This window comes from Brevibacillus fluminis (assembly GCF_003710825.1).
GTDB classification, from domain to species: Bacteria; Bacillota; Bacilli; order Brevibacillales; family Brevibacillaceae; genus Brevibacillus_D; species Brevibacillus_D fluminis.
This window is the reverse complement of record NZ_RHHQ01000006.1, coordinates 89,227-109,285: the sequence shown is the minus strand read 5'-3', so window position 1 is coordinate 109,285 and position 20,059 is coordinate 89,227. Positions and strand designations below refer to the sequence as shown.

At 50.4% G+C, this 20,059-nt stretch carries 24 protein-coding genes and 1 other annotated feature; of the genes, 8 read left to right on the top strand and 16 right to left on the bottom strand.

Going from position 1 to position 20,059, the window contains the following annotated elements; translation table 11 throughout:
• Window positions 1-11: 11 nt before the first annotated feature.
• The gene (locus EDM56_RS06190) at window positions 12-2,177 is read right to left on the bottom strand and encodes a DNA topoisomerase III (protein ID WP_122917023.1); all 2,166 of its coding nucleotides are present in this window, start codon (window positions 2,175-2,177) and stop codon (window positions 12-14) included.
• Window positions 2,178-2,226: 49 nt separating this feature from the next.
• Window positions 2,227-2,466, bottom strand: coding sequence for a spore gernimation protein GerPD (locus tag EDM56_RS06185; RefSeq protein WP_122917022.1), 240 nt, complete (start codon window positions 2,464-2,466; stop codon window positions 2,227-2,229).
• A 140-nt stretch (window positions 2,467-2,606) separates the two neighbouring features.
• Between EDM56_RS06185 and EDM56_RS06180 the strand changes: the two genes are divergently transcribed.
• Genes EDM56_RS06180 through EDM56_RS06155 form a run of 6 tightly spaced genes read left to right on the top strand, consistent with a single transcriptional unit; the run spans window position 2,607 to window position 4,577 of the window.
• The gene (locus EDM56_RS06180) at window positions 2,607-2,825 is read left to right on the top strand and encodes a spore germination protein (protein ID WP_122917021.1); all 219 of its coding nucleotides are present in this window, start codon (window positions 2,607-2,609) and stop codon (window positions 2,823-2,825) included.
• Between the two features lie 29 nt (window positions 2,826-2,854).
• On the top strand, window positions 2,855-3,076 hold the full coding sequence (locus EDM56_RS06175) for a spore germination protein GerPB (RefSeq protein ID WP_122917020.1): 222 nt from the start codon (window positions 2,855-2,857) through the stop codon (window positions 3,074-3,076).
• A gap of 30 nt (window positions 3,077-3,106) precedes the next feature.
• Window positions 3,107-3,727 (top strand): spore germination protein GerPC, encoded by a 621-nt coding sequence (gerPC, locus tag EDM56_RS06170; protein ID WP_246009285.1) that lies wholly within the window; start codon window positions 3,107-3,109, stop codon window positions 3,725-3,727.
• Window positions 3,728-3,946, top strand: coding sequence for a spore gernimation protein GerPD (locus EDM56_RS06165; RefSeq protein ID WP_122917019.1), 219 nt, complete (start codon window positions 3,728-3,730; stop codon window positions 3,944-3,946).
• Window positions 3,947-3,958: 12 nt separating this feature from the next.
• Window positions 3,959-4,324, top strand: a complete 366-nt coding sequence (locus tag EDM56_RS06160) for a spore germination protein GerPE (RefSeq protein ID WP_122917018.1) — start codon at window positions 3,959-3,961, stop codon at window positions 4,322-4,324.
• 37 nt (window positions 4,325-4,361) lie between these two features.
• Window positions 4,362-4,577 (top strand): spore germination protein, encoded by a 216-nt coding sequence (locus EDM56_RS06155; RefSeq protein WP_122917017.1) that lies wholly within the window; start codon window positions 4,362-4,364, stop codon window positions 4,575-4,577.
• A 59-nt stretch (window positions 4,578-4,636) separates the two neighbouring features.
• Here the strand turns inward: EDM56_RS06155 and EDM56_RS06150 are convergent, their stop codons facing one another.
• The 3 genes from EDM56_RS06150 to EDM56_RS06140 all read right to left on the bottom strand — a co-directional run bounded on the left by EDM56_RS06150 (window position 4,637) and on the right by EDM56_RS06140 (window position 7,607).
• Window positions 4,637-5,200 carry an Hsp20/alpha crystallin family protein gene (locus tag EDM56_RS06150; protein WP_122917016.1) on the bottom strand — a complete coding sequence of 188 codons (564 nt, stop codon included), beginning with the start codon at window positions 5,198-5,200 and terminating at the stop codon, window positions 4,637-4,639.
• Window positions 5,201-5,294: 94 nt separating this feature from the next.
• Window positions 5,295-6,719, bottom strand: a complete 1,425-nt coding sequence (locus EDM56_RS06145) for an MATE family efflux transporter (RefSeq protein WP_122917015.1) — start codon at window positions 6,717-6,719, stop codon at window positions 5,295-5,297.
• 48 nt (window positions 6,720-6,767) lie between these two features.
• Window positions 6,768-7,607 carry a MerR family transcriptional regulator gene (locus tag EDM56_RS06140; RefSeq protein WP_122917014.1) on the bottom strand — a complete coding sequence of 280 codons (840 nt, stop codon included), beginning with the start codon at window positions 7,605-7,607 and terminating at the stop codon, window positions 6,768-6,770.
• A gap of 125 nt (window positions 7,608-7,732) precedes the next feature.
• Between EDM56_RS06140 and EDM56_RS06135 the strand changes: the two genes are divergently transcribed.
• Window positions 7,733-8,668, top strand: coding sequence for an NAD(P)/FAD-dependent oxidoreductase (locus EDM56_RS06135; protein WP_122917013.1), 936 nt, complete (start codon window positions 7,733-7,735; stop codon window positions 8,666-8,668).
• Entirely contained in the window at window positions 8,652-9,116 is a 465-nt protein-coding gene (locus EDM56_RS06130) for an NUDIX domain-containing protein (RefSeq protein ID WP_122917012.1), read from the top strand. The genes EDM56_RS06135 and EDM56_RS06130 overlap by 17 nt, the downstream gene beginning before the upstream one ends.
• Window positions 9,117-9,160: 44 nt before the next feature.
• Here the strand turns inward: EDM56_RS06130 and EDM56_RS06125 are convergent, their stop codons facing one another.
• From EDM56_RS06125 to EDM56_RS06075, 11 genes are all read right to left on the bottom strand, one after another.
• Window positions 9,161-10,543 (bottom strand): MFS transporter, encoded by a 1,383-nt coding sequence (locus tag EDM56_RS06125; RefSeq protein WP_122917011.1) that lies wholly within the window; start codon window positions 10,541-10,543, stop codon window positions 9,161-9,163.
• A gap of 18 nt (window positions 10,544-10,561) precedes the next feature.
• Window positions 10,562-11,731, bottom strand: a complete 1,170-nt coding sequence (locus EDM56_RS06120) for a mandelate racemase/muconate lactonizing enzyme family protein (protein WP_122917010.1) — start codon at window positions 11,729-11,731, stop codon at window positions 10,562-10,564.
• Window positions 11,706-12,473 carry a TraR/DksA C4-type zinc finger protein gene (locus EDM56_RS06115; RefSeq protein ID WP_246009284.1) on the bottom strand — a complete coding sequence of 256 codons (768 nt, stop codon included), beginning with the start codon at window positions 12,471-12,473 and terminating at the stop codon, window positions 11,706-11,708. The genes EDM56_RS06120 and EDM56_RS06115 overlap by 26 nt, the downstream gene beginning before the upstream one ends.
• Window positions 12,474-12,670: 197 nt before the next feature.
• Complete coding sequence (gene ileS, locus EDM56_RS06110) at window positions 12,671-15,457, bottom strand: isoleucine--tRNA ligase (RefSeq protein ID WP_122917009.1); 2,787 nt, start codon at window positions 15,455-15,457, stop codon at window positions 12,671-12,673.
• A gap of 99 nt (window positions 15,458-15,556) precedes the next feature.
• Window positions 15,557-15,794, bottom strand: a binding site (T-box leader).
• A gap of 61 nt (window positions 15,795-15,855) precedes the next feature.
• The gene (locus EDM56_RS06105; RefSeq protein WP_122917008.1) at window positions 15,856-16,341 is read right to left on the bottom strand and encodes a DivIVA domain-containing protein; all 486 of its coding nucleotides are present in this window, start codon (window positions 16,339-16,341) and stop codon (window positions 15,856-15,858) included.
• 102 nt (window positions 16,342-16,443) lie between these two features.
• Window positions 16,444-17,214 carry a YlmH family RNA-binding protein gene (locus tag EDM56_RS06100; protein WP_122917007.1) on the bottom strand — a complete coding sequence of 257 codons (771 nt, stop codon included), beginning with the start codon at window positions 17,212-17,214 and terminating at the stop codon, window positions 16,444-16,446.
• Between the two features lies 1 nt (window position 17,215).
• Complete coding sequence (locus EDM56_RS06095) at window positions 17,216-17,479, bottom strand: YggT family protein (protein WP_122917006.1); 264 nt, start codon at window positions 17,477-17,479, stop codon at window positions 17,216-17,218.
• A 27-nt stretch (window positions 17,480-17,506) separates the two neighbouring features.
• A complete protein-coding gene (locus EDM56_RS06090) occupies window positions 17,507-17,938 on the bottom strand; it encodes a cell division protein SepF (protein ID WP_122917005.1) in 432 nt (143 codons plus the stop codon).
• A gap of 33 nt (window positions 17,939-17,971) precedes the next feature.
• Window positions 17,972-18,679 carry a YggS family pyridoxal phosphate-dependent enzyme gene (locus tag EDM56_RS06085; RefSeq protein ID WP_122917004.1) on the bottom strand — a complete coding sequence of 236 codons (708 nt, stop codon included), beginning with the start codon at window positions 18,677-18,679 and terminating at the stop codon, window positions 17,972-17,974.
• Window positions 18,680-18,700: 21 nt separating this feature from the next.
• A complete protein-coding gene (gene pgeF / locus EDM56_RS06080; protein ID WP_246009283.1) occupies window positions 18,701-19,516 on the bottom strand; it encodes a peptidoglycan editing factor PgeF in 816 nt (271 codons plus the stop codon).
• Window positions 19,517-19,636: 120 nt separating this feature from the next.
• Window positions 19,637-19,915: a YlmC/YmxH family sporulation protein gene (locus tag EDM56_RS06075; protein WP_122917003.1), complete on the bottom strand. Its 279-nt coding sequence runs from the start codon at window positions 19,913-19,915 to the stop codon at window positions 19,637-19,639.
• Window positions 19,916-20,059 lie beyond the last annotated feature (144 nt).

Below are 20,059 nucleotides of genomic sequence, written 5' to 3'. Positions count from 1 at the left end.
TGCTCGGTTCATTACGCTTTGTCGCCAAAGCCAAAACGGAACCCTTTCTCCGCCTCATTCCAAACCAGCGAGGCATCAAAAGTCTTCTCTCCCTTTTTGAATCCCTTAATCACATTGCTCTGACCGGTTTCCATCAATTTCTTTACATTCGTCGCAGAGATGGACTTGCCGAGCAATTTTTTCGGAACCGTCACCTTGCATCGATTTTTTGTATAGTTTGAACACCCGTAAAACGAGCCTTTATCGACCAGATTGCCGCCGCAAACGCGGCAAGTCGCTACGGTTTTACCCAAGCTGAACTTGGATGCACTTTTGGGCATCGACTCGATCTCGATTCCGTCCAGCTTCCATTCGGGCGCTTGCCCGACGGCATCCTCGACGATTTTGGCCGACAGCTTTTTCACCTGCTCCATGAACGCTTCCGGCGATGCCTCCCCTTGCCCGATTTCACCCAGCCGCTGTTCCCAACGAGCGGTCATTTCGGGCGACGCCAAGATTTTATCGCCGATCACATCGATCAATAGCATTCCTTTCGCTGTTGCAAACACCTGATTTTTTTTGACTTCAATATATTTGCGGTCCTTGAGCATCGTGATGATGCCGGCGCGGGTCGCTTCCGTACCAAGCCCTTCCGTTTTCATCAGCACTTTTTCCAGCTCTTGGTTGTCGATATTCTTGCCCGCTGTCTTCATTAACGTGATCAGTTGACCTTCTGTATAGCGCTTGGGTGGCTGCGTCTTGCTCTCCTTCACCCTCGCTTTTTCCACTCTGCCGCGCTCTCCTTGCTCGACAGGCGGCAGCTGTTTCTCTTCATCTTTTTCATCCGCATCTTCCTGAAAAAGAACTTGTCGCCAGCCTGCCTGAACGAGCACGCTGCCTTTCGAGACGAATTCGGCCCGCTCATCGACCAATGTCGTGATGGTCGTATAGTCAAAAATCGCTACATCATGATGCGCCGCGATCAACCTTCGGGCGACGAGATCGTACAGCTTTCGTTCATCCTCGCTCAAGCGCCCCAAATCCGGTACTTGCTCGGTCGGAATGATGGCATAGTGGTCCGTTACTTTCTTCTCATTCACATACCGTTTGTTTTGCAACAAAGAGGTTGTCGGTGTCGGAAAATACGATTTGTACTCCGGCTTGCGTGCGAGCTTTTGCAAAATCTCGGGAAACGTTTTTGCCTCGCCCGCAGTCACGAATGCTGAATCGGAGCGTGGATAGGACAGATAGCCTTTTACATACAGCTGCTGTGCCGTATCGAGCGTCTTTTTCGGCGGAAACTTGTATAGTTTGTTCATCGTTGCCTGCAGTGCGGAAAGATTGAACAAATAAGGTGGTTGAAACTCTTTGCGCTCTTTGATCACTTCTTTGGCCAATGCCGGCTTCTTTTGGCAAAACGCCGCGATTTTTTCCGCCAGCTCTTGGTTGTCAATGCGCGATTCGCCGTCTTTTTGCCAAACTCCGTCATACACCTTGCCCGCAATGTCAAATCTGGCGAGAACCTCCCAGAACGGCTCCGATTTGAAATTGGCGATCTCCCGCTCCCGTTTGACCACCAATGCCAGAGTCGGTGTCTGCACGCGGCCTGCGGAGAATACATCGGCAATGCCTTTTTCCTTCAGCAAAATCGTGTATATCCGCGATGCGTTCATTCCGATCAGCCAATCGGCACATGCCCGGCTGTATGCTTCATGATACAAGCTGCGGGTGTCCGCCTCGCCGAGCAAATTGCTGAACCCGTCGAGTATCGCCTTTTCGGTTAAGGAAGAGATCCACAGCCGTTTCATCGGTTTGCGGACACCGGTCATTTGCACCGCTGTGCGGATGATCAGTTCCCCTTCGCGCCCGGCATCGCCTGCATGGATGATTTCGGTCACATCCGAGCGTTTCAGCAGCTGTTTAATAACGCCAAACTGCTTCGCTTTTGACTTGGTCACCTGATAGCGGAATTGCTCGGGAATGATCGGCAACGTCGCGACCGTCCAGCGCTTCCACGCGGGATTGTACTCCTCCGGGGCGACCAGCTCGCAAATGTGCCCGACCGCCCACGTCACGCAAGCTCCTTGCGGAAAGATCGCGTTCGGCTGAATTTCAATGAATCCCTGTTGTTTTTTATGTACGAAGGGGGACGCCAATTTCGCCCCCTGGTCCGGTTTTTCGGCAATAATCAGTTTCATGGTAAAAGCTCCTATTTCAGCTTGTCAGTTTTCTCTTTGTAGTTTACCATCATTCCAATTCGACTGCTTCCCTAAAAAAATCGGACCCCAACCGCATGGTAGCGCGGTTAGTCGTCTTGCTTTGGCCAGCTTCTTTTTTGTCCCGAATAAGCGAGTCTGGCGGCGTATCGAAAATGGACGAGAACGTAATGACATCCACATCCCCAATCAGTACGAGCGATGACCGCGTAACGCTCTCTACCTCCACTTCTTTAATCGTGATGCTTTCATTCTTTACCGTCATTTCCATTTATTGTTTCACTTCTCTTCTGTTAGACGTATCATACAGCCTATGCGTTTCAAGTTATTTTCGTTTGCAGACAGTTATGAACACCCATAGCCAATCGACATAGAATGCAAGCAAGGATGTATAAAAAGGGTGTCGTTTCTATGCCGGCAATCGTAGGTTCCGTAAATGTAAACAGTCTGTCCGGTGTGATGAACATCGGGGATGTGCGAACCATTGCCCCGCAAAGCGTAACCAAAACGTTTGCAGGCGGCGGTTCGTTCAATTCAGGCACCAATCTGCTCATTAATAATCCCAAGAGCATCATTCAGATATATGATTCCGAGGCGGAAGATCAAGCCGTTTTCATTCAACGCACTTGATTATTTGCTGGATGCAGGAGTGAACGAAGATGAATTTTTTTGTGCAACAAACCATCACGATTCATACGTTAAAAGTCGAGGGCATTTCCAACGCATCGGTCTTACAAATCGGCAGCGCCGGCATCGTCAAACCGTTAGCCAAACTGTACAACACAGGGGGGTTCACAGAGGCAGCTCCACAGGCCAGGCCAGGCCCCGTCGAACTCCCCACCACTCCATTCGTTCCCCTTACACAGCCATCGCGTTTTTGAGTATGGTAATTTAGAAGAAGGTGATGACAGATGACGATGATGAGTCCTGAAGTGGTCGCATGCCTGGAGCAGCTAACCTGCTTCTTGCAGGCGCAGACCCTACAAATGGAGCAACTCACCAAGTTGGTAGAAGATCTGCAGAAAGATGTCAATCAATTGAAAGATAAAGCAGGCACTCAAACTATCACAAACGAGTACAAGTTTGATCTGTTGAAAATCGAGCGGCTGGAAGGCACCTTAAATATCGGGCTGAATCCGCCAAAAAGCGAGGACGCCTCCATCAGCGAGTATGCCGTCAATCAATCCATGGATGTACCTTCTGCAGTCAAACCGTCCGATGAGCTTTTCTGCCGGATACAAGAGCAGATTCATCATTACCTGGATAGCGACGCGATTTACTCGCTGGAAGCGCTGGAGCAAAAGTACGCCTACCCTCTGCATGACCCCTATCGCAAATTCATCATGAATGACATAAAAAACCAAATCGATCAGCGCATTCATTACTATTTGAACCAATTGCAGCCCGATCAACTCGATCCGTCTCAGTATCCGGCAATCGAGCAAAAAGTCATCGAGAAAGTCAAACGGGATATCGACAAGACGTGCGAATCGTTCCTGCAGAATCTTCCTCGGGAAGCAGGGGGAGCGTAGATGCGATATACGGTTATCAATGGCTGCCTTTCAATCGGAACCGTCAAATGTACAGAGATTGCGACTTCCTCGATCCTCAGGATCGGCGATAGTCAGTGCATTCAGCTTGGCAGTATTTTTGAAACGCCTCCAGAGTCACTGATCGTCGGCGTCACGACGCCACTTGTGCCTGAGGTTGAACCCCGCGTTCCGCGTCTTCCGCGCGTAAGACGGGCGTAGAAGGGGGTCACTATGCCGTTCCGGACATCGAAAGTACAACGTATAGATATTTTACAAACAGGTGATTCCACCGTCTTTCAAATCGGGGATTCGGAGGAGCACAACTTGCACGCCGACGTATTGGCCGTTCAGCGTGAAGAAGTGACGTTTTTCGAAAGCGACTACACGTTGGACCGATTCGCCACTTTTTGCGCGGACATCACTCAGCCCGTTGTTGACGAACCGCTCGAGATCATTACGTTGAATGAATCTCCTTTCATTCGCGTTGAGTTTGTCAATATACAGAGCGTGGTGACTTCTTCCGTTGTGCAGATTGGCTCAACCGTGTCCACCTATGCCGAATCTCGTGTCAAAACCATTCGCCACCTAGCACGCTAGACATCGTCACAAAACGATACGAAGGGGAGGGAATTCTTTGCCATCCGTCGTGGGTGCTGTCAACATCAACAGCAATTCAGGAACAGTCAATTTTGGTGATGCATTAAATATCTCTCCCAAGGCAACCGCCAAGACGTTTTCCGGTTCTGGGGGCGGAAATACTGGCAATATCGTCAATACGGTGAATGGAATCAGCTTGACCAACACCCTCGATCCAAGCATCATTGATCAGCCGCAGGTGGGGAACGTATAAAAAGGGAGGAACACGCTGTTCGCTGTTCCTCCCTTTTTTACGCCTTTTTGCGATTCAATTTATGTCGTACCCGGTTGTTTCCTCCGCGTTTTGCCGCTGCGGATAAACTGCAATTCGAGTACGCCATCGGCATATTCGACTTTCATTTTTTTGGGAACGACCGCGACCGGCAACTTAATTTCACGGCGGAATTTCCCATAGCTGCGTTCCTTTGTCAACCTGGCATGCGCAAATGTATGCTCGCGGATGCGTCCCATGATGATGATGGTTCGCGGATCGATGAATTTGACTTCGAGGCTGTCCCGATCGAATCCGGAGATTTCGCAAGAGACAATCACTCGCGTATCTGTCTTGAACAGATCCACATTCGGCACGAATTTCTTTGCCGGTGCTTTAGCTGACGCTTTGGTCACCGCCTGCTCCGTCTCTTGCTGCTCCTCCGGCTCCCCCCATGTTTGGTCAGCATATTTGCCCAACGTCGCCATGTTCTCCCAAAACTCGCCATCCAACAGCTCATTCATTTGCGACAGCGTTTTCCACGGCTGCTCACTGTTGAAGCCAAGCTTGGAAAGCCGTTCCGCTGTTTTTTGAAAATGCTTCATAGTTTCCCGCAGGTGCTTCACGAAAAGCGGCCCCTTTCCATGATAACCATCACACCTGCAGTATACGTACAGAAGCCTAGCCGATGTGCCTACGATTCGCCGCCCAAATTCGTAATTAGCAGTTGTTCTGCACGTTTTGTTTTACCGCCAAAGCGGCCGCATCTGCCTTGGTCGTGATTTTCCCTTGCAGCGCACCTTTCTGGAACCGGCGCTGAATGAAGAGCAAGCGTGCCAGCAAACAGACCGCCCCGACGGCAAGCCCGGTGATGAGACCAATCCAATAGCCGAATGCTCCCATCGACGTGTATGCAGCAAGTGCATAACCGACGGGCAATCCAATGACCCAATAGCTGATGAACGCCACGATGAAGGTGACATTGACATCTTTATAACCGCGTAATGCACCTTGGATCGGTGCGGCAATCGCATCTGACATTTGAAAGAAGATCGCATACAAGAGGAAATGCTGGGTCAGCGTCAGCACATCCATATCAGTCGTGTACAATGCCGCTACCTCTTTGTTGAAAAGGAACAGGAATGCTGCGCATACGATCGCGAGTCCAGCAGCCAGAAACAGACCGATAAAGCTGTACTGCTTGGAATCTGCCGGTCTTTTTGCCCCAACCTCAAATCCGACCATGATCGTCAGCGCGGTAGAAATGCTATAGGGGATCATGTACAGGAATGAAGCAAAGTTGATGGCCGCTTGATGGGCAGCGATCGTCGTCGTGCTGTATCCACTCATCAAAAGCGTTACGACTGCAAAAACCCCGACCTCAAACGAAACCGACAATCCGATCGGCACTCCGATGCGCAGAAGCTCCTTCCAAGCCGCAAACGAAATGCGCGGCATGCGGTGGAATATCCGGTATTGCGAAAACGATTCATGACGGACGATGACGAGCAGTGAGATGGCGGCGATTACCCAATACGTGATCGCTGACGCTACGCCTGCACCCACACCACCCATGCGTGGAAAGCCCAGTTTGCCAAAAATCAGCACATAGTTAAGCGCGATATTTACCGGTAAGGCGACAAGTGAAATCAACATGGTTACCCGTGTCTTGCCGTGCGCGTCGATGAAGCTGCGAAAAGCCGTGTACAAAAATAAAGGTATGATACCAAAAGACAAAGCTACCAAAAAGCGAAAGGCAATCGACCGTACGCCTTCCTCCAAATCCATGTGCGACAAAATTGGCTGTAAGGCAAACACGCCGACGACAACGGTGCCCAGCGCAAGTGCGATACTCAAGTAAATCCCTTGGGCAAGTGTAAACGGGATTTGTTCGCGGCGATTTCCACCGAGATGCTGTGCTAAAATTGGGGTAACCGCTGCGACGATCCCCGTCAAACCGGCACTAACCGGCGCCCAAATGCTGGAACCGATCGCTACGCCAGCCAAATCGACCGAGCTGGCATGCCCAGACATGATCGTATCGAAAAAACTCATCGCGAAGATCGCAATTTGGCTAACCAAAACCGGCAGCAAGATCGCGAGCAACTGACCAAGCTTTTGTGAAAATGTAAATGTTTGTTTCATAACGTCCCTTCCTCCCCTTACGTAAGGAGAGTGTAAGGTCTATTGTAACTATAGAGTCAAGGGATTTATTTGCACCTGAAGCTCCCACAATGTTTTGTCTTTTCCGCCATTCTTTTCCGTTCCCGGCAAGGACATGACATAAAGCTCATATAATTCGCCTAACGGTTCGATCCCGTTTTTCTCAACATAACTGCGTAGCTGCTCGTAATAGGTCATATAGTTGAGGTAAGAATCCTCAATGATCAGGGACAGAAATGTGCCCTCCGGAATCGTCGCTCTATCATATCCTACCGGCACCTCTTCGTGATACGTGACGAACATGTGGGTCGTCGTGCATTCATTCCGGTCCAGCCACGCTTGGCGCGATGTGATGACGCCGGTTTGGAACGAGAGAAAGGATGGTGTTTTGTCGAAAGTCAGGAGCAATTCGCGATACATCAGCTCAAATGCGACTTCCGACGAGATTTGTACCCGCTTTTGTGCGATCCGGCGCTCAGGCAGATGTAACACTGTGATGCATTGCGGAAGCCTCTCCTGCCAGCGTTCGATGTCTCCCCGTTTCCGCGCGATGCCGTTTTTGACCTCGGTTAACGAAGCAATCTGCTCCGCCAGGATGTTTTCCTGGGTTTGCAAAAGCTGTTTTGTGTGCTCGACAGTCAACGGCTGATCGAGAATCTCTTTTATTTCTTTCAACGGCACCTGTGACGCTTTGCACACCTTCAAAAAGTCGAGCAGCGTGAACTGATCTATGGTGTAGTACCGGTATCCGTTGTCTTCATTGACATAGGAAGGCTTCACAATGCCCAGCTGATCATACAGGCGCAGCGCCTGCACAGACAGATTGAATAATTTGGACACCTCGCCAATCGAGAAGTAGTGCTTCACCATTCTTCACCTCATCTTCACTATATCATGGAGATGCGGGCCCCTTTCAATCCACACCACCTCACGTCAGGCTTTTTCTTTTTCATCAACCTGCGCTATTATTAAGAATAGAGAGAGGAGGGAGAGCGGTGGAACATGTACAGGTGTTAATTATCGGTGGTGGAATGGCCGGCCTTTCCGCTGCGATCTGGTGCCAGCGCTTAGGGTTATCTGCCGTTGTTTTGGAAGGCACGGATGCCATCGGCGGGCAAATCGGCCAGATACGCAACCGAATATGGGACTTCCCGCCTGGCGTTTATCAGGATGGAGAAGCTCTCTTGACCGAACTCAAAAAAAACGAGAGCCTGTGTGTAAACGGTCTCGTCCGCATGAATGAACAAGCCGTCTCCATCGATACAGCCAAACGGCTCGTACATACGACAGCGCGCGTATACCGTCCTAACTACCTCGTCATTGCGACTGGAATACGCCCCAATCAGCTCGCGGCTTTGAACAATGCCCCGAATGTTCTCGGCCCTTGGTTTTCAACAACATCGAACGCCAAATCGCTTGCCAACCAAAATATTCTCGTAATTGGCAGTGGCGACCGCGCCGTTGAATCCGCTATAAACCTGTCTTCCTATGCGCAAAACGTGTGGGTCAGCGTGCGCTCCAATCGCCTGCGCGCACGCGATGAATGGCAAAAACAGCTGCACGAGCGCGATAACGTGACGATCCTTTGGGAAACGGAGATTGCAGAGGTAACTGCCGCTCCTACTCCCGTCGCGACCTTGCACTCCACTGTAGGCAAACCGGATCTGACACTTGACGCAGACTGGATATTGCCGCGAATCGGAGTTCGGGGCAACAGTGAGCTTTTACCCGGGCTCCCCACGTACGGTGAAGGCTTTTATGTCGTCAATGATGTGCTTCAGACAGAGATCGACTGGATCTATGCGATTGGCGATGTGGTCAACGGACCTGCTTATGCCAGTCTCGCTTTGGCCTCAGGCCAAGCGATGAAAGCAATCAAGCATATGATCCTGACCCGAAAGGAGAATTCACACGATGCATCGCTTTCTTGACCATTACGGCCTGCCTGTAACGCTGACCTTTGATCCAGCGATCTTTAGTGAGCGCACAGCCAAGCATGTGCTGGTTTTTCCCTTTTATCAAAACAAATTGCTGTTTACGATCCATACCGAACGGGGCATTGAACTTCCGGGGGGCAAAGTGGAGCCCGGCGAGACCAGCATCGCGGCGGCAATCCGCGAAACCTATGAAGAAACGGGCTACTGCCTGTCCGCTATCCGAAAAATCGGGCAATACACCGTGGGCGACGCCATCGTCAAAGATATTTATGTGGCCCAGGTGGAGCGTCAACTCCAAGAGATGGTGCACGACAATGTCGGTGGATGCCTTCTCCTGGACGTTCCGGAAACGCTGAAGACGGATGACAAATTCAGCCCGACGCTGCGCGACGATGTGTACCCGCTTACCCTCGCCTACCTGCGTGAGCATGGCTTGGCATAAAAAAACAGCCTGGCACGGTGAATTACTACCGAGACCAGGGCTGTTTATTTTTCCTTCTCCTTTTGCTTCAGCAGCTGATCAACCATCTCGTTGATATTAAACCCGAACTGCTCGCGCGATCTGTGCTGTTCTTCCATCTCTGCCCCGTCCTGCTCGATACCCAAAATCGCAAGCGATTTGCGGATCGCATCCTGCTCTTTTTTCTTCGCCTCCTGTTGTTCTTTGGAGGCGGCGTCAAGCTCCATGTTTTCCGGCTTAATGAAGAAAAACGCCACTGCTGCCGATACGAATGCAAGCACGGCAACACTCATGAACATCACATTCGAGGAAATTTTAATCAGCCAGCTGAACACGGGTGGTCCAATTGCCACACCGATAAAACGAACACCGTTATACAAGGAAGTAAGCATGCCGCGTTCCGATTTTTTGACCGCCCCTGTGATCATGCTGTTCAAGCATGGCAAAATCATCCCGGAACCGACACTTCCCACGGTCAAGATCCCGATCAAGATATACACATTCTTGACGAATCCCGCGGCAACATAGGAAGCGGACAATAGCAGCATGCCCGTGATGATGAACCAACGCATCCGGTTTAGCTTTTGCTTGATCATGATGCCGGTCAAATAAGCCATGATTGACATTGCCAGAAGCGGAATCGCCAAAATCCCGCCTTTTAGAACGCCCTCAATCTTGAATTCTTCCTCCAGACGTTCTGACAAATAATAAAGGACGCCGAATAACGTAAACAAACACACGCTACCGATCAAAAAGACCGCCCACAGCCATTGCTTATGCTTGGTTAATACCGCGCCAACCGCTTTTTTGTATGCACCAAATGGGAGTGGCTCGACTGTTTTCTTTTTTTCGGTAACCAACCATAAAAACATAACGAGCAATAGACAGCAAATAACGGGGAACGCCAGAAACACCATATACCAAGCGATGAGCCCGAGCAAGGAACCAATGATCGGGCTGAGCACCTTGCCTAAGCCATTTGACGTTTCCAATAGTCCAAGGGCTTTGCTTTCCGATGAACCATTAAACAGATCGCCAACGAGCGCCATGGCAATCGGTGCTGTCCCCGCAGCGCCAATCCCTTGCAGAAAGCGCCCCGCCAATATAATCGGATACGGGTTTTTCCACCACATGGCGGCAAATCCTGCGAGCAAGCCGCCTATCCCATAAATAATCAACGCAATCATGATCACTTTCTTGCGGGGAAATCGGTCAGATAAATAGCCTGCTATCGGGATCACCAAACCGGCCGCAATCGAAAACGCCGTGATAAGGAAACTGGACTGAAGGCTTGTTAACCCAAGTGCTCCTTTCATCGCCGGTAGTACAGGAATCAGCATGGAGTTGCCGAGCACCATCACAAATGGTACGCCCGTTATGCCAATGAGGTTTTTCGTATTTTGTGCCATACGCTCTCCTCGCTTATGTTAATACGTGCCGCCATCCCAGCTATATGCGCGAATGATTGCCATATCCGGCTCACACCCGATGCCGGGGCCGCTCGGCACCGTCGCATAACCGTTCTCCATGCGAATGAAAAACAGCTGGGTAAAAGGATTTTCCATAACATCCCACTCGACTGGTTCGATTAACTGATCCGGCATTTTGCTGTATGGGGGCAAAAGTGCCTGGGCCATTAACGCATACAGACGTGACAAAGCCCCATCAAACGTATGGGGGGAGCAGCGAACGCCGAACTGGCGGCTGCCAGCCAGTGCGCACCGATACGCGTCCAAATCGTCATGATGCTGCGGGTCTGCTTGTACCAAATCAAAGCTTTCCGACCGCAGAAAGGGCAAAAACGCCTCCAACCCGCCCAAGTTCTCCCCCCCTGCAATGGGAACGGACAAGCTTTGCCTCAGCATGTGATAATGGGAGGCTTGCGGTTGCACAAGGGGAAGCGGTTCCTCCAACCAAGCAATTGGCTGTTGCCAACGTTGGAAGCATCGCTCCCAATTGCGTGCCGATGCAATGTCATAGCTTTGGTTCGCATCAAGCGCTATCTGCGCACGACCATCGACAAAAGAGACGACCTGATCGATATGCGATTGGTCAACCGCAAGCGGCTTCCCCCCGATTTTCAGCTTCATCAGCGAAAATCCGTTGTTAAGCGACTGCTCGACTTTTCGCAACGACTGCTTTTGCCAATCGCTTCGCTCGACATACGATTGCATGGAGGCATATACCGGTATTTGCTCATGAAGCCTGCCTCCCCATAGCTCACAAACAGATAACCCCGTCCATTTGGCCACAATTTCGGTCAACGCCATGCTGACAGCTGTCGCAGCCCGCTGGTGCCATTTTTTTATCGCACCCGCCAATGCGAGTCGATTGGCAGCATTTTTCCCAACAAGAAACGGGATAATCCGCTTGTGAAAACCGATATCAACCGTGGGAAGCCAATCGATGCACTCCCCCCATCCGTCCACACCATCTGTCGTTATGACACGGATCAAATAGCACGAACGGTATTGTTTGTAGCCATTTGCATCCCCATATGGCTCCTGCAATCGATACAGTAGTGGATAGGTTTCGACTCGCTCAATCGTTAATGCAGGCTCGCTTACAGCGCTACAGCAAGTCTGTTCGTCCTTCATTCTCGGCCCTCTCATCCTCATAATCGTCGTAATCTAAGTAGTTCCCTTTTCCTTCCTTGTTGCGCATATACTCGTCATACATTCCGCTGCGCATAAAATGGACGGAATCCGGACCGACATTACCATACATGTCCGTATAACCGATTTCTTCTACCGGCTCGACAAAGCCCTCTTCTTCGTCCGATTCAATGTACATTTGGCCGTAATCGGTTCGATCGTTGTCATTGAACGAAAAAGCGGTGCTTGATGTGCCCCAGGATTCAACAATTTGCCAAGCATCCTCGCCATCAAAACCGTTTTGCCCTTCTTTTTCATCCAAAGAGGTCCGGCCAAACGGCGGCTTTAAAAATTCCTCTTCAATCGGGCGCGATGTGTCCACGAACGGGGATGGCGCATGCTCTTTGCACGTCATTGCCTGCGGCAATGCCTCTAGGCGTTCTTGCGGGATCGGCTGATTGCACACCGTGCAGATTCCGTATGTGCCTTGTTCCATACGTTCCAAAGCGGTGTCGATCTCTTTTAGCGTCTCCCGATCCAAACTGTATAGCGCGATATCCTTCTCGCGTTCGAACATCTCACTTCCGATATCTGCTGGATGGTTATCGTACATCGACAGCTCTTCAATCGAGCCCTTCATCGATTCCTCCAGGTCATAATGGGAGTTCTCTTTCAGCCTGGCTTCTAAGTCTTGCCGCTGTGCCAGCAATTGTTCTTTGCATTGATTCAGGAAAGTTTGATCCACGATTGCACCATCCTTCGTTTTGCTCGTTTTCGATGTGCAGTTGTTTCGTGTAGTATGTCTCATTCGGCGGGCAAAAAAACGGGAAAGCCCGTCAGGAATGGAAGCAACCTCCACGAATCGAAACAGAATCAAACGCCGCACCAAAAAGCCCCGGGCTCCTTTGTAATCGGAGCTCGGGGCTTTTGCTTCGTATTTTATTATTCAGCTACATGTGCATAATGCTCATCTACGATATCCGCGCAGCGTACGCAAAGCTGCGGATGGCTTTCTTTCACGCCTACATCCGTTTTCACGACACGGCAGCGTTCGCACTTCACACCTTCAGCAGCCGACACAAGCACGGAAATTCCTTCCAGCTTCGTCGCTTCTGCAGCAGGAGCAGCACCTACAGCCTCAACATCTACATGAGCAACGATGAAGAGATCGGCCAGATCCTCCATGGAAGCGAGCACATTCGCCACTTCTTCGGTTGCTGGATAAAGCACCAGTTTGGCATCAACAGAGTTACCGAATACTTTGTTGCGGCGCGCTTCTTCCATCGCTTTCAACACTTCATCGCGGACAGACAGGAACGCATCCCATTTGGCAGCAAGCTCTTTGCTGAAGGAAAGATGCTGTACATTCGCCTCTGGCATATCGGTCAGCTGCACGCTGGACGATTCTGCGCCAGGAATGAAGCTCCATACTTCATCAGCGGTATGCGGAATGATCGGCGCTACGAGACGTACCAAATTCATCAAGCATTCATAAGCGACAGTTTGGGACGCACGGCGCTTCGCACTGTTTGGCGCTTCCACATAGAGTCTGTCTTTGCAAATATCCAGATAAAATGCCGATAGATCGATGGTGCAGAAGTTGTGAACCGTGTGGAATACAGTATGGAACTGATAATCGTCATACGCTTTGCGCACGCGTTTTACCACTTCGGCGCCGCGAGCAAGCACGTAGCGGTCAAGTTCGCTCAACTGCTCATATGGCACTTGATCACGCTGATGATCGTAGCCATCCAGATTGCCGAGCAGGAAGCGGAACGTGTTGCGCAGCTTGCGGTACACTTCCGCGATCTGATTCAGGATCGCATCAGAAATACGTTGGTCCGCCTGATAATCCACAGACGCTACCCACAAGCGCAAAATGTCTGCGCCGAGCTTATCGACGACATTTTGTGGAATGATTGTGTTTCCGAGCGACTTGGACATTTTTCGTCCTTCTCCATCCAACGTAAAGCCGTGGCTCAGTACGCCTTTGTAAGGTGCGCGGCCATGGATCGCAACAGAGGTTGTCAACGAGGAGTTGAACCAGCCGCGATATTGGTCCGAACCTTCCAGATACAGGTCTGCAGGCGTTACGAGATCGTCGCGCTCGGCAAGCACAGCTTCATGGCTGGAGCCAGAGTCAAACCATACATCCATGATGTCTGTCTCTTTACGGAAATCCGTGCAGCCGCATTTCTCGCACGCAAGGCCAGGAGGTACCAGTTCATTCGCATCTTTGGCAAACCAGGCTTTGGAACCTTCTTTGCGGAACAGGTCGGCGATATGGTTGATCGTCGTATCGTTGATGACCGGCTCATTACACGATTTGCAGTAGAAAATTGGAATCGGCACGCCCCATACGCGTTGACGCGAAATACACCAGTCACCACGGTCGGCAACCATGTTCGCGAGGCGCGTTTCGCCCCAATGCGGAATCCATTTGACGTCTTTGATTGCGGCCAGCAGTTGGTCACGGAAACCGTCGATCGATGCGAACCACTGCTCGGTTGCCCGGTATATTACCGGTTTTTTCGTGCGCCAGTCATGCGGATAGGAGTGCGTGATGAAGCCGAGCTTCAACAATGCCCCTTTTTCCTGCAGCTTTTCTGTAATCAGCTTGTTGGCATCTTCATAGAAAATCCCTTCAAAGCCAGGTGCCTCTGCGGTCAGCTTACCTTCATGGTCCACCGGGCATAATACGCCGATGCCGTACTTCATACCGACGGCAAAGTCGTCTTCCCCGTGTCCTGGAGCTGTGTGGACGCAGCCCGTACCAGCATCAAGCGTGACATGCTCACCCAAAATAAGCGGCGATTCGCGATCGTAGAACGGATGCTGGGTCACGACGCCTTCAAGTTCACTGCCCTTGAAGCTTTCCAGCACCTCGACGGTTTCCCAGCCGATTTCTTTGGTCACTGCTTCAAGCAAGCCTTGCGCCAGCAAGAATTTGCGCTCTCCCGCCTTGACAGTTACATATTCGATTTCCGGATGGAGCGAAATTGCCAAGTTGGCTGGAAGTGTCCAAGGCGTGGTCGTCCAAATAATCACGCCGGTATCGTTCGACAGCTTGTCTTTTCCATCTTTCACTTGGAAGCTGACATAGATCGATGCGGAACGCTTGTCCTTGTATTCAATCTCTGCATCTGCAAGCGCTGTTTCCGAGGAAGGTGACCAATATACACAGCGCAGCCCTTTGTAAATGTAGCCTTTTTTCGCCATTTCACCGAAAACCTTGATTTGGCGCGCTTCATACTCAGGCAAAAGCGTTACATACGGATTTTCCCAGTCTCCGCGCACGCCCAGACGTTTGAATTGCTCCCGTTGCTTTTCGATGTAACCCCACGCATACGCTTCGCAGCGCGCACGGAAGTCATTGACCTCGATGTTGCGGCGATCCAGCTTTTGCGCATTGATGATCGCTTGCTCGATTGGCAAACCGTGAGTATCCCAACCCGGTACATACGGCGCATCGAAACCGGCCATCGATTTGTAGCGAACAATGATATCTTTCAAGATTTTGTTCAGCGCATGTCCAATATGGATGTCGCCGTTTGCATACGGAGGGCCATCATGCAGGATAAAAGTGGGACGACCTTTCGTCCGCTCTTGCACTTTCGCATAAATGTCCCGTTCATTCCACAACTCTTGCATTTGTGGCTCACGCGCTGGCAAATTCCCACGCATTGGAAAATCGGTTTTTGGCAAATTCAGTGTTTTACTGTAATCCATTACCCTTCACTCCTACTTGTTTGATTCGTATGTACGCTAAGTAAAGCGTCTTTTGGAGGAACCACTCTTTTTTGAATACAAAAAAAGCCTGCTCATCCCTCTAGGGACGAGACAGACTCCCGTGGTACCACCCTACTGAACCCGTTGCAGGTAAAACCGCAACAGGAACACTCCATCATTCGTAACGGGAATGAACCGCCCGCCTACAAGCTCGAGCAGAGCCTTCAGCCTAGAACTCCCGGGTGATATTCGACAAGTGCGCTGATCGGGTTTTCACCAGGCCCCGACTCTCTTGACAGCTGCTCGCTTCTCTACTTATCCCGTTCATCGTCATGGTCTATAAAAGTACGAAAAGTTAAAAGAAATTATAGCTCCAGTCTAGCCATTTCGTCAATGCTCTATTCAACCAAAACCTCTGATTTCTCGCGTTCGAGGTCTTCCCAATCACCGTTCTCCAGCATTTCCAGCTGTGCTTCAAGCAGCGTACGGAACCGCATCCGGTAGACAGATGCGCGTTTTTTCAGCTCTTCGATCTCGATTGCTACTTTGCGCGATTTAGCCAGCGCTTCGTTCACAATGCGATCAGCGTTCTTTTCTGCTTCCTTCAAAATCAGCTGTGCTTCTTTTCGCGCATTGGACTTTACGTCCTCAGCAGTTTCTTGGGCAATCAAAATCGATTTGCTCAAGTTCTCCTCTAGACTTTTATAGTGTTCGATGCGCTCATTCAGCATGGCAGTGCGGTCTTCGAGCTCTTTTTTCTCCTTGATCAAAAGTTCCATATCTTTGATGACCTGATCAAGAAATTCATTTACTTCGTCCACATTGTAACCGCGAAAACCTGTGCTGAATTCCTTATTGTGTATGTCTAATGGCGTTAACGGCACGCAAACACCCCATTTTCCCCAGAAATCGTTATTTAGTCATTTCGACACGCTTCACTTATTTCCTGCTGAATTTGCAAAATTATGCAATCCCTACTTGCAATACTATGCGTAGATTCCGACTATCATGCGGGTACGTCCGCTTTTTGTCGGACCGCCTGTTTCGATGATCTCAAACCGCCCGAATCCACCGACCGAGATGACATCACCCGTTCCCACATGATGCGACGGATCTTCCGTTACCTTCCAATTGACCTTCACTTTGCCTGCACGAATTGGTACGAGCGCCTTCGTCCTCGATAAATTGTGCACCTCGCCGATCACCGCATCAAGCCGCAGGGATGGCAGTGTTACGTGTTTTTCGACACGGCGCTTTTCCGGTATACGCAGCGAAGTCCACGGAATCTCAGTGCATTCGACAGGCAAACGATGAACCTGTGTAAGCTGCAATTGGATAAAGGAAAATACCTCTCTTGCCACGATCACCTGACAGCCGCGCTCATCTAGCAAAATGTCCCCGAACTTTTCCCGTTTCATCCCGATATGCAAAAGAGCGCCCATCACATCTTTGTGCGCAAGCTTAAGGAAGCGCTGGTCCCCGCTGATCTCTGCCAATGTCAGCTGGTAGTCTTCCTCTTCCGCCACCATATAAGGCGGATGGATGACGGCCCTGACACGCTCCGCACCTTCATAGCCGCCGCTAGCCGTCACCTTTACGTCAGCATGTGTCGTCAAGCTCTGCATGATCACAAGCTGACGCGGGTCCATAAAATCAGTCAGGCGCAGGGTCTGCTTCCGCTCTGCTTGCTTCAGCATCTCCAGCGCCCGTTCTACAAAAGGCAATTCCTCTTTTCGATAATGATCGTACATACTCATCCTAGATCACCATCAAAATAAGCGCTCTCAGGCCGTCTTTTGCGAGCGATAACGCAATCAACGCCACGATTGGCGAAATGTCAATGAAACCGAGCGTCGGGATAAAGCGCCGAAATGGCGACAAATATGGTTCGACCAGCCGTTCCAACAGTTGTCCGATTGCTGTATCTCTCATTTGAGGAACCCATGACATCAGTACATAAGCGATTACCATAAACTGATAAACACTAAATAAAAAATCAATGACCGTCCACAAATAAACCATGGATTCACCTCGATTGCGTAATGATACCTACTCTTCAATGATGCCCGAAATGTTTCCTTGAATATCGACATGGTCTGGCGTGCAGACGAAGATATGGTCGCCCACTTTTTGAATATCTCCGTTCAGCGCATACACCGTGCCGCTGATGAAATCGACAATTCGTTTCGCTTGGTCCTTCTCAACTCGTTGCAAATTCATGACGACCGGACGGCGGTAACGCAGGTTGTCGGCGATATCTTGCGCATCACCATAACTGCGCGGTTCAAACAGCATCAAACGAATCGCTTCCTTTTCGCGGGCCGAATGAATGCTGACGACATTATTCGTCCTCGCCGTGTTATTCATGGTGTTGCGCTTTGGGGCAATCTCTTCTTCCTGATGCTGCTCTTCGACGATTTCTTCGACAACTTCCTCGTTTTCTAGCCCCAGGAAATTCATGATCCTGTTCATGACCCCCATATGTACCCTCCTTTCGTCTTCTGCTTCCAAAGATTATTCTGGGCTCACCAGTACAGAACCCACCCGAATATAGGTTGCGCCTTCCTCGATCGCCACCTCAAAATCGTTAGACATCCCCATCGACAGCTCGTTCGGTGTCAAATTGTCAATGCCCAGCGACAACAACCGATCACGCCATTCCCGAAGTCCGCGGAAAACCGGACGCACTTCCTCAGCATTTTCGACAAATGGTGCCATAGTCATTAAACCCATAATTCTTATATGTTTCATATTACTGGTTTCTTGTACAAAAGCCAAGACATCCTTGGGATCCAGTCCAAATTTTGTCTCCTCGCCAGATACATTGATCTGAAGAAAACATTGTGCTGTGATGCCGAGCGCTTCTGCCCGTCGATTCAGTTCCTCAGCAAGCGACAAACGGTCGAGGGAGTGAAACAGGTCAAATTTACCGATCACATCTTTGACTTTGTTCGTCTGTAGATGGCCAATGAAATGCCATGTGCCCGTTTCCCCGTATGCCTCGTATTTCGGCAACCCGTCCTGCACGCGATTTTCCCCAATGTGCGTGAGCCCTGCAGCCAGCACCTCGCCGATTGCCGGGACTTCGATATATTTTGTTACCGCAATAATGTTTACCTCTTCCCGCTTGCGTCCCGCACGCTCACATGCCGCTAAGATGCGCGGTTCCAACTCCGCCAATCGCTTTTGAACTACTTCACGCGATACAAATCGTTCCGACACTTTCCAAAATCCCCTTTCTACTTATGCCCAGCCGATGTAAGAAGCCATCCGTCCGGTTTTTCCCGCCTCTTTCCGATAGGAGAAAAACAAATCCGGTCGGCAGCTTGTGCACCAATCCGTACGCAAAATATGTTCTGGCCGTATGCCTGCTTCTTCCATGATCAATTGATTGAGCAATTTCAGATCAAGCATATACTTTCCTTGCCCCGTTTTTGTTACGCAAGTCTGCCAACGATTGCTCGACTGCTTGACCTGATCGATGACAAAATCGTCCACCTCGTAGCAGCAGCCGCCAATCGACGGACCGATCGCGGTCAAAATCTCTTCTGGCTTGCTACCGAAATCGCGCGCAAACGCACGAATCATTTCCTCGGAAATGCGGCCTACCGTTCCCCGCCAACCAGCATGTGCCAGTCCGATGGCGAGGCTCGCCGGATCGATGAAATAAAGAGGCACGCAATCCGCATAGAAGGAAGTAAGCAAAATCCCTTTTTCATCGGTATATATTCCGTCCGTTTTGGCTATCGACTCTTCAAACGTTTCACGCCCTGCTCCCGCTTCGGCTGCCGTTATGCGCATGACTTTGTTGCCGTGAATTTGTTCGGCACAGCTAAACCTTGCGAATGAAAAACCTAGTTCGTCGCAGAGTGTTTGCCGATTCGAAATGACAGCTTGGGGATCGTCCCCAACGTGAAGGCCCATGTTAAACGATCCAAACGGCTCTTTGCTGCTGCCGCCTGTCCGCATGGTAAAACCAGCTTGCAGCGAGGGAAATCGTGCTTCCCACGGCGCTAGCTGCAGGCTATGCGACTCTGGCGCCAATCGGAAAGAATCCACACTACTCTCCTCCTACCTAGTCTAAGGATACTCCTACCATCTTAACGGGTATTGTTTGCTTTTCGCAATAGGACATTCTTCAGGGGAGACCAATTCGGCCTCCCCTGCGCTGTACGTTCTTCATTCGTCCCCCGATGAAGACTGTCGTGAATCCAACCGTATCGGCTCTTCGACCCTGACTAGCACGACATCCTTCCCAATCTTGACAATATTTCGCCATGGGATCACATAATCGTTTCCTGACGAGAAAAAGCCGAGAAACTTGCCTGGCCCCGGTACGACAATCGCCTCTATTCGCCCTTGACGTAAGTCGATTTCCAAATCTGCGATCTGTCCAAGGCGTTTTCCGTCCAAAATATTGACGACCTCTTTGGTTTGAAAGTCAGAGATTTTCACCATTCCATGTCACCTGCACTTTCTGCCCTTACTTTTATTAATATAATGACGGGGGGTGGAAATATGTCCGGGATTGTGAGAAAAACTGTATAGGATGGCTTCGGGGGAGGTGAGAGGATTTGCAGAAAAAGCTCCTCGAAAGCGGTG

Bases quoted from the DNA above. Each gene is read 5' to 3' on its own strand.
- EDM56_RS06190 (WP_122917023.1), bottom strand. From the start codon at position 2,177: ATGAAACTGATTATTGCCGAAAAACCGGACCAGGGGGCGAAATTGGCG.
- EDM56_RS06185 (WP_122917022.1), bottom strand. From the start codon at position 2,466: ATGGAAATGACGGTAAAGAATGAAAGCATCACGATTAAAGAAGTGGAG.
- EDM56_RS06180 (WP_122917021.1), top strand. From the start codon at position 2,607: ATGCCGGCAATCGTAGGTTCCGTAAATGTAAACAGTCTGTCCGGTGTG.
- EDM56_RS06175 (WP_122917020.1), top strand. From the start codon at position 2,855: ATGAATTTTTTTGTGCAACAAACCATCACGATTCATACGTTAAAAGTC.
- gerPC (WP_246009285.1), top strand. From the start codon at position 3,107: ATGACGATGATGAGTCCTGAAGTGGTCGCATGCCTGGAGCAGCTAACC.
- EDM56_RS06165 (WP_122917019.1), top strand. From the start codon at position 3,728: ATGCGATATACGGTTATCAATGGCTGCCTTTCAATCGGAACCGTCAAA.
- EDM56_RS06160 (WP_122917018.1), top strand. From the start codon at position 3,959: ATGCCGTTCCGGACATCGAAAGTACAACGTATAGATATTTTACAAACA.
- EDM56_RS06145 (WP_122917015.1), bottom strand. From the start codon at position 6,719: ATGAAACAAACATTTACATTTTCACAAAAGCTTGGTCAGTTGCTCGCG.
- EDM56_RS06140 (WP_122917014.1), bottom strand. From the start codon at position 7,607: ATGGTGAAGCACTACTTCTCGATTGGCGAGGTGTCCAAATTATTCAAT.
- EDM56_RS06130 (WP_122917012.1), top strand. From the start codon at position 8,652: ATGCATCGCTTTCTTGACCATTACGGCCTGCCTGTAACGCTGACCTTT.
- EDM56_RS06125 (WP_122917011.1), bottom strand. From the start codon at position 10,543: ATGGCACAAAATACGAAAAACCTCATTGGCATAACGGGCGTACCATTT.
- EDM56_RS06120 (WP_122917010.1), bottom strand. From the start codon at position 11,731: ATGAAGGACGAACAGACTTGCTGTAGCGCTGTAAGCGAGCCTGCATTA.
- ileS (WP_122917009.1), bottom strand. From the start codon at position 15,457: ATGGATTACAGTAAAACACTGAATTTGCCAAAAACCGATTTTCCAATG.
- EDM56_RS06100 (WP_122917007.1), bottom strand. From the start codon at position 17,214: ATGAGTATGTACGATCATTATCGAAAAGAGGAATTGCCTTTTGTAGAA.
- EDM56_RS06095 (WP_122917006.1), bottom strand. From the start codon at position 17,479: ATGGTTTATTTGTGGACGGTCATTGATTTTTTATTTAGTGTTTATCAG.
- EDM56_RS06090 (WP_122917005.1), bottom strand. From the start codon at position 17,938: ATGGGGGTCATGAACAGGATCATGAATTTCCTGGGGCTAGAAAACGAG.
- EDM56_RS06075 (WP_122917003.1), bottom strand. From the start codon at position 19,915: ATGGTGAAAATCTCTGACTTTCAAACCAAAGAGGTCGTCAATATTTTG.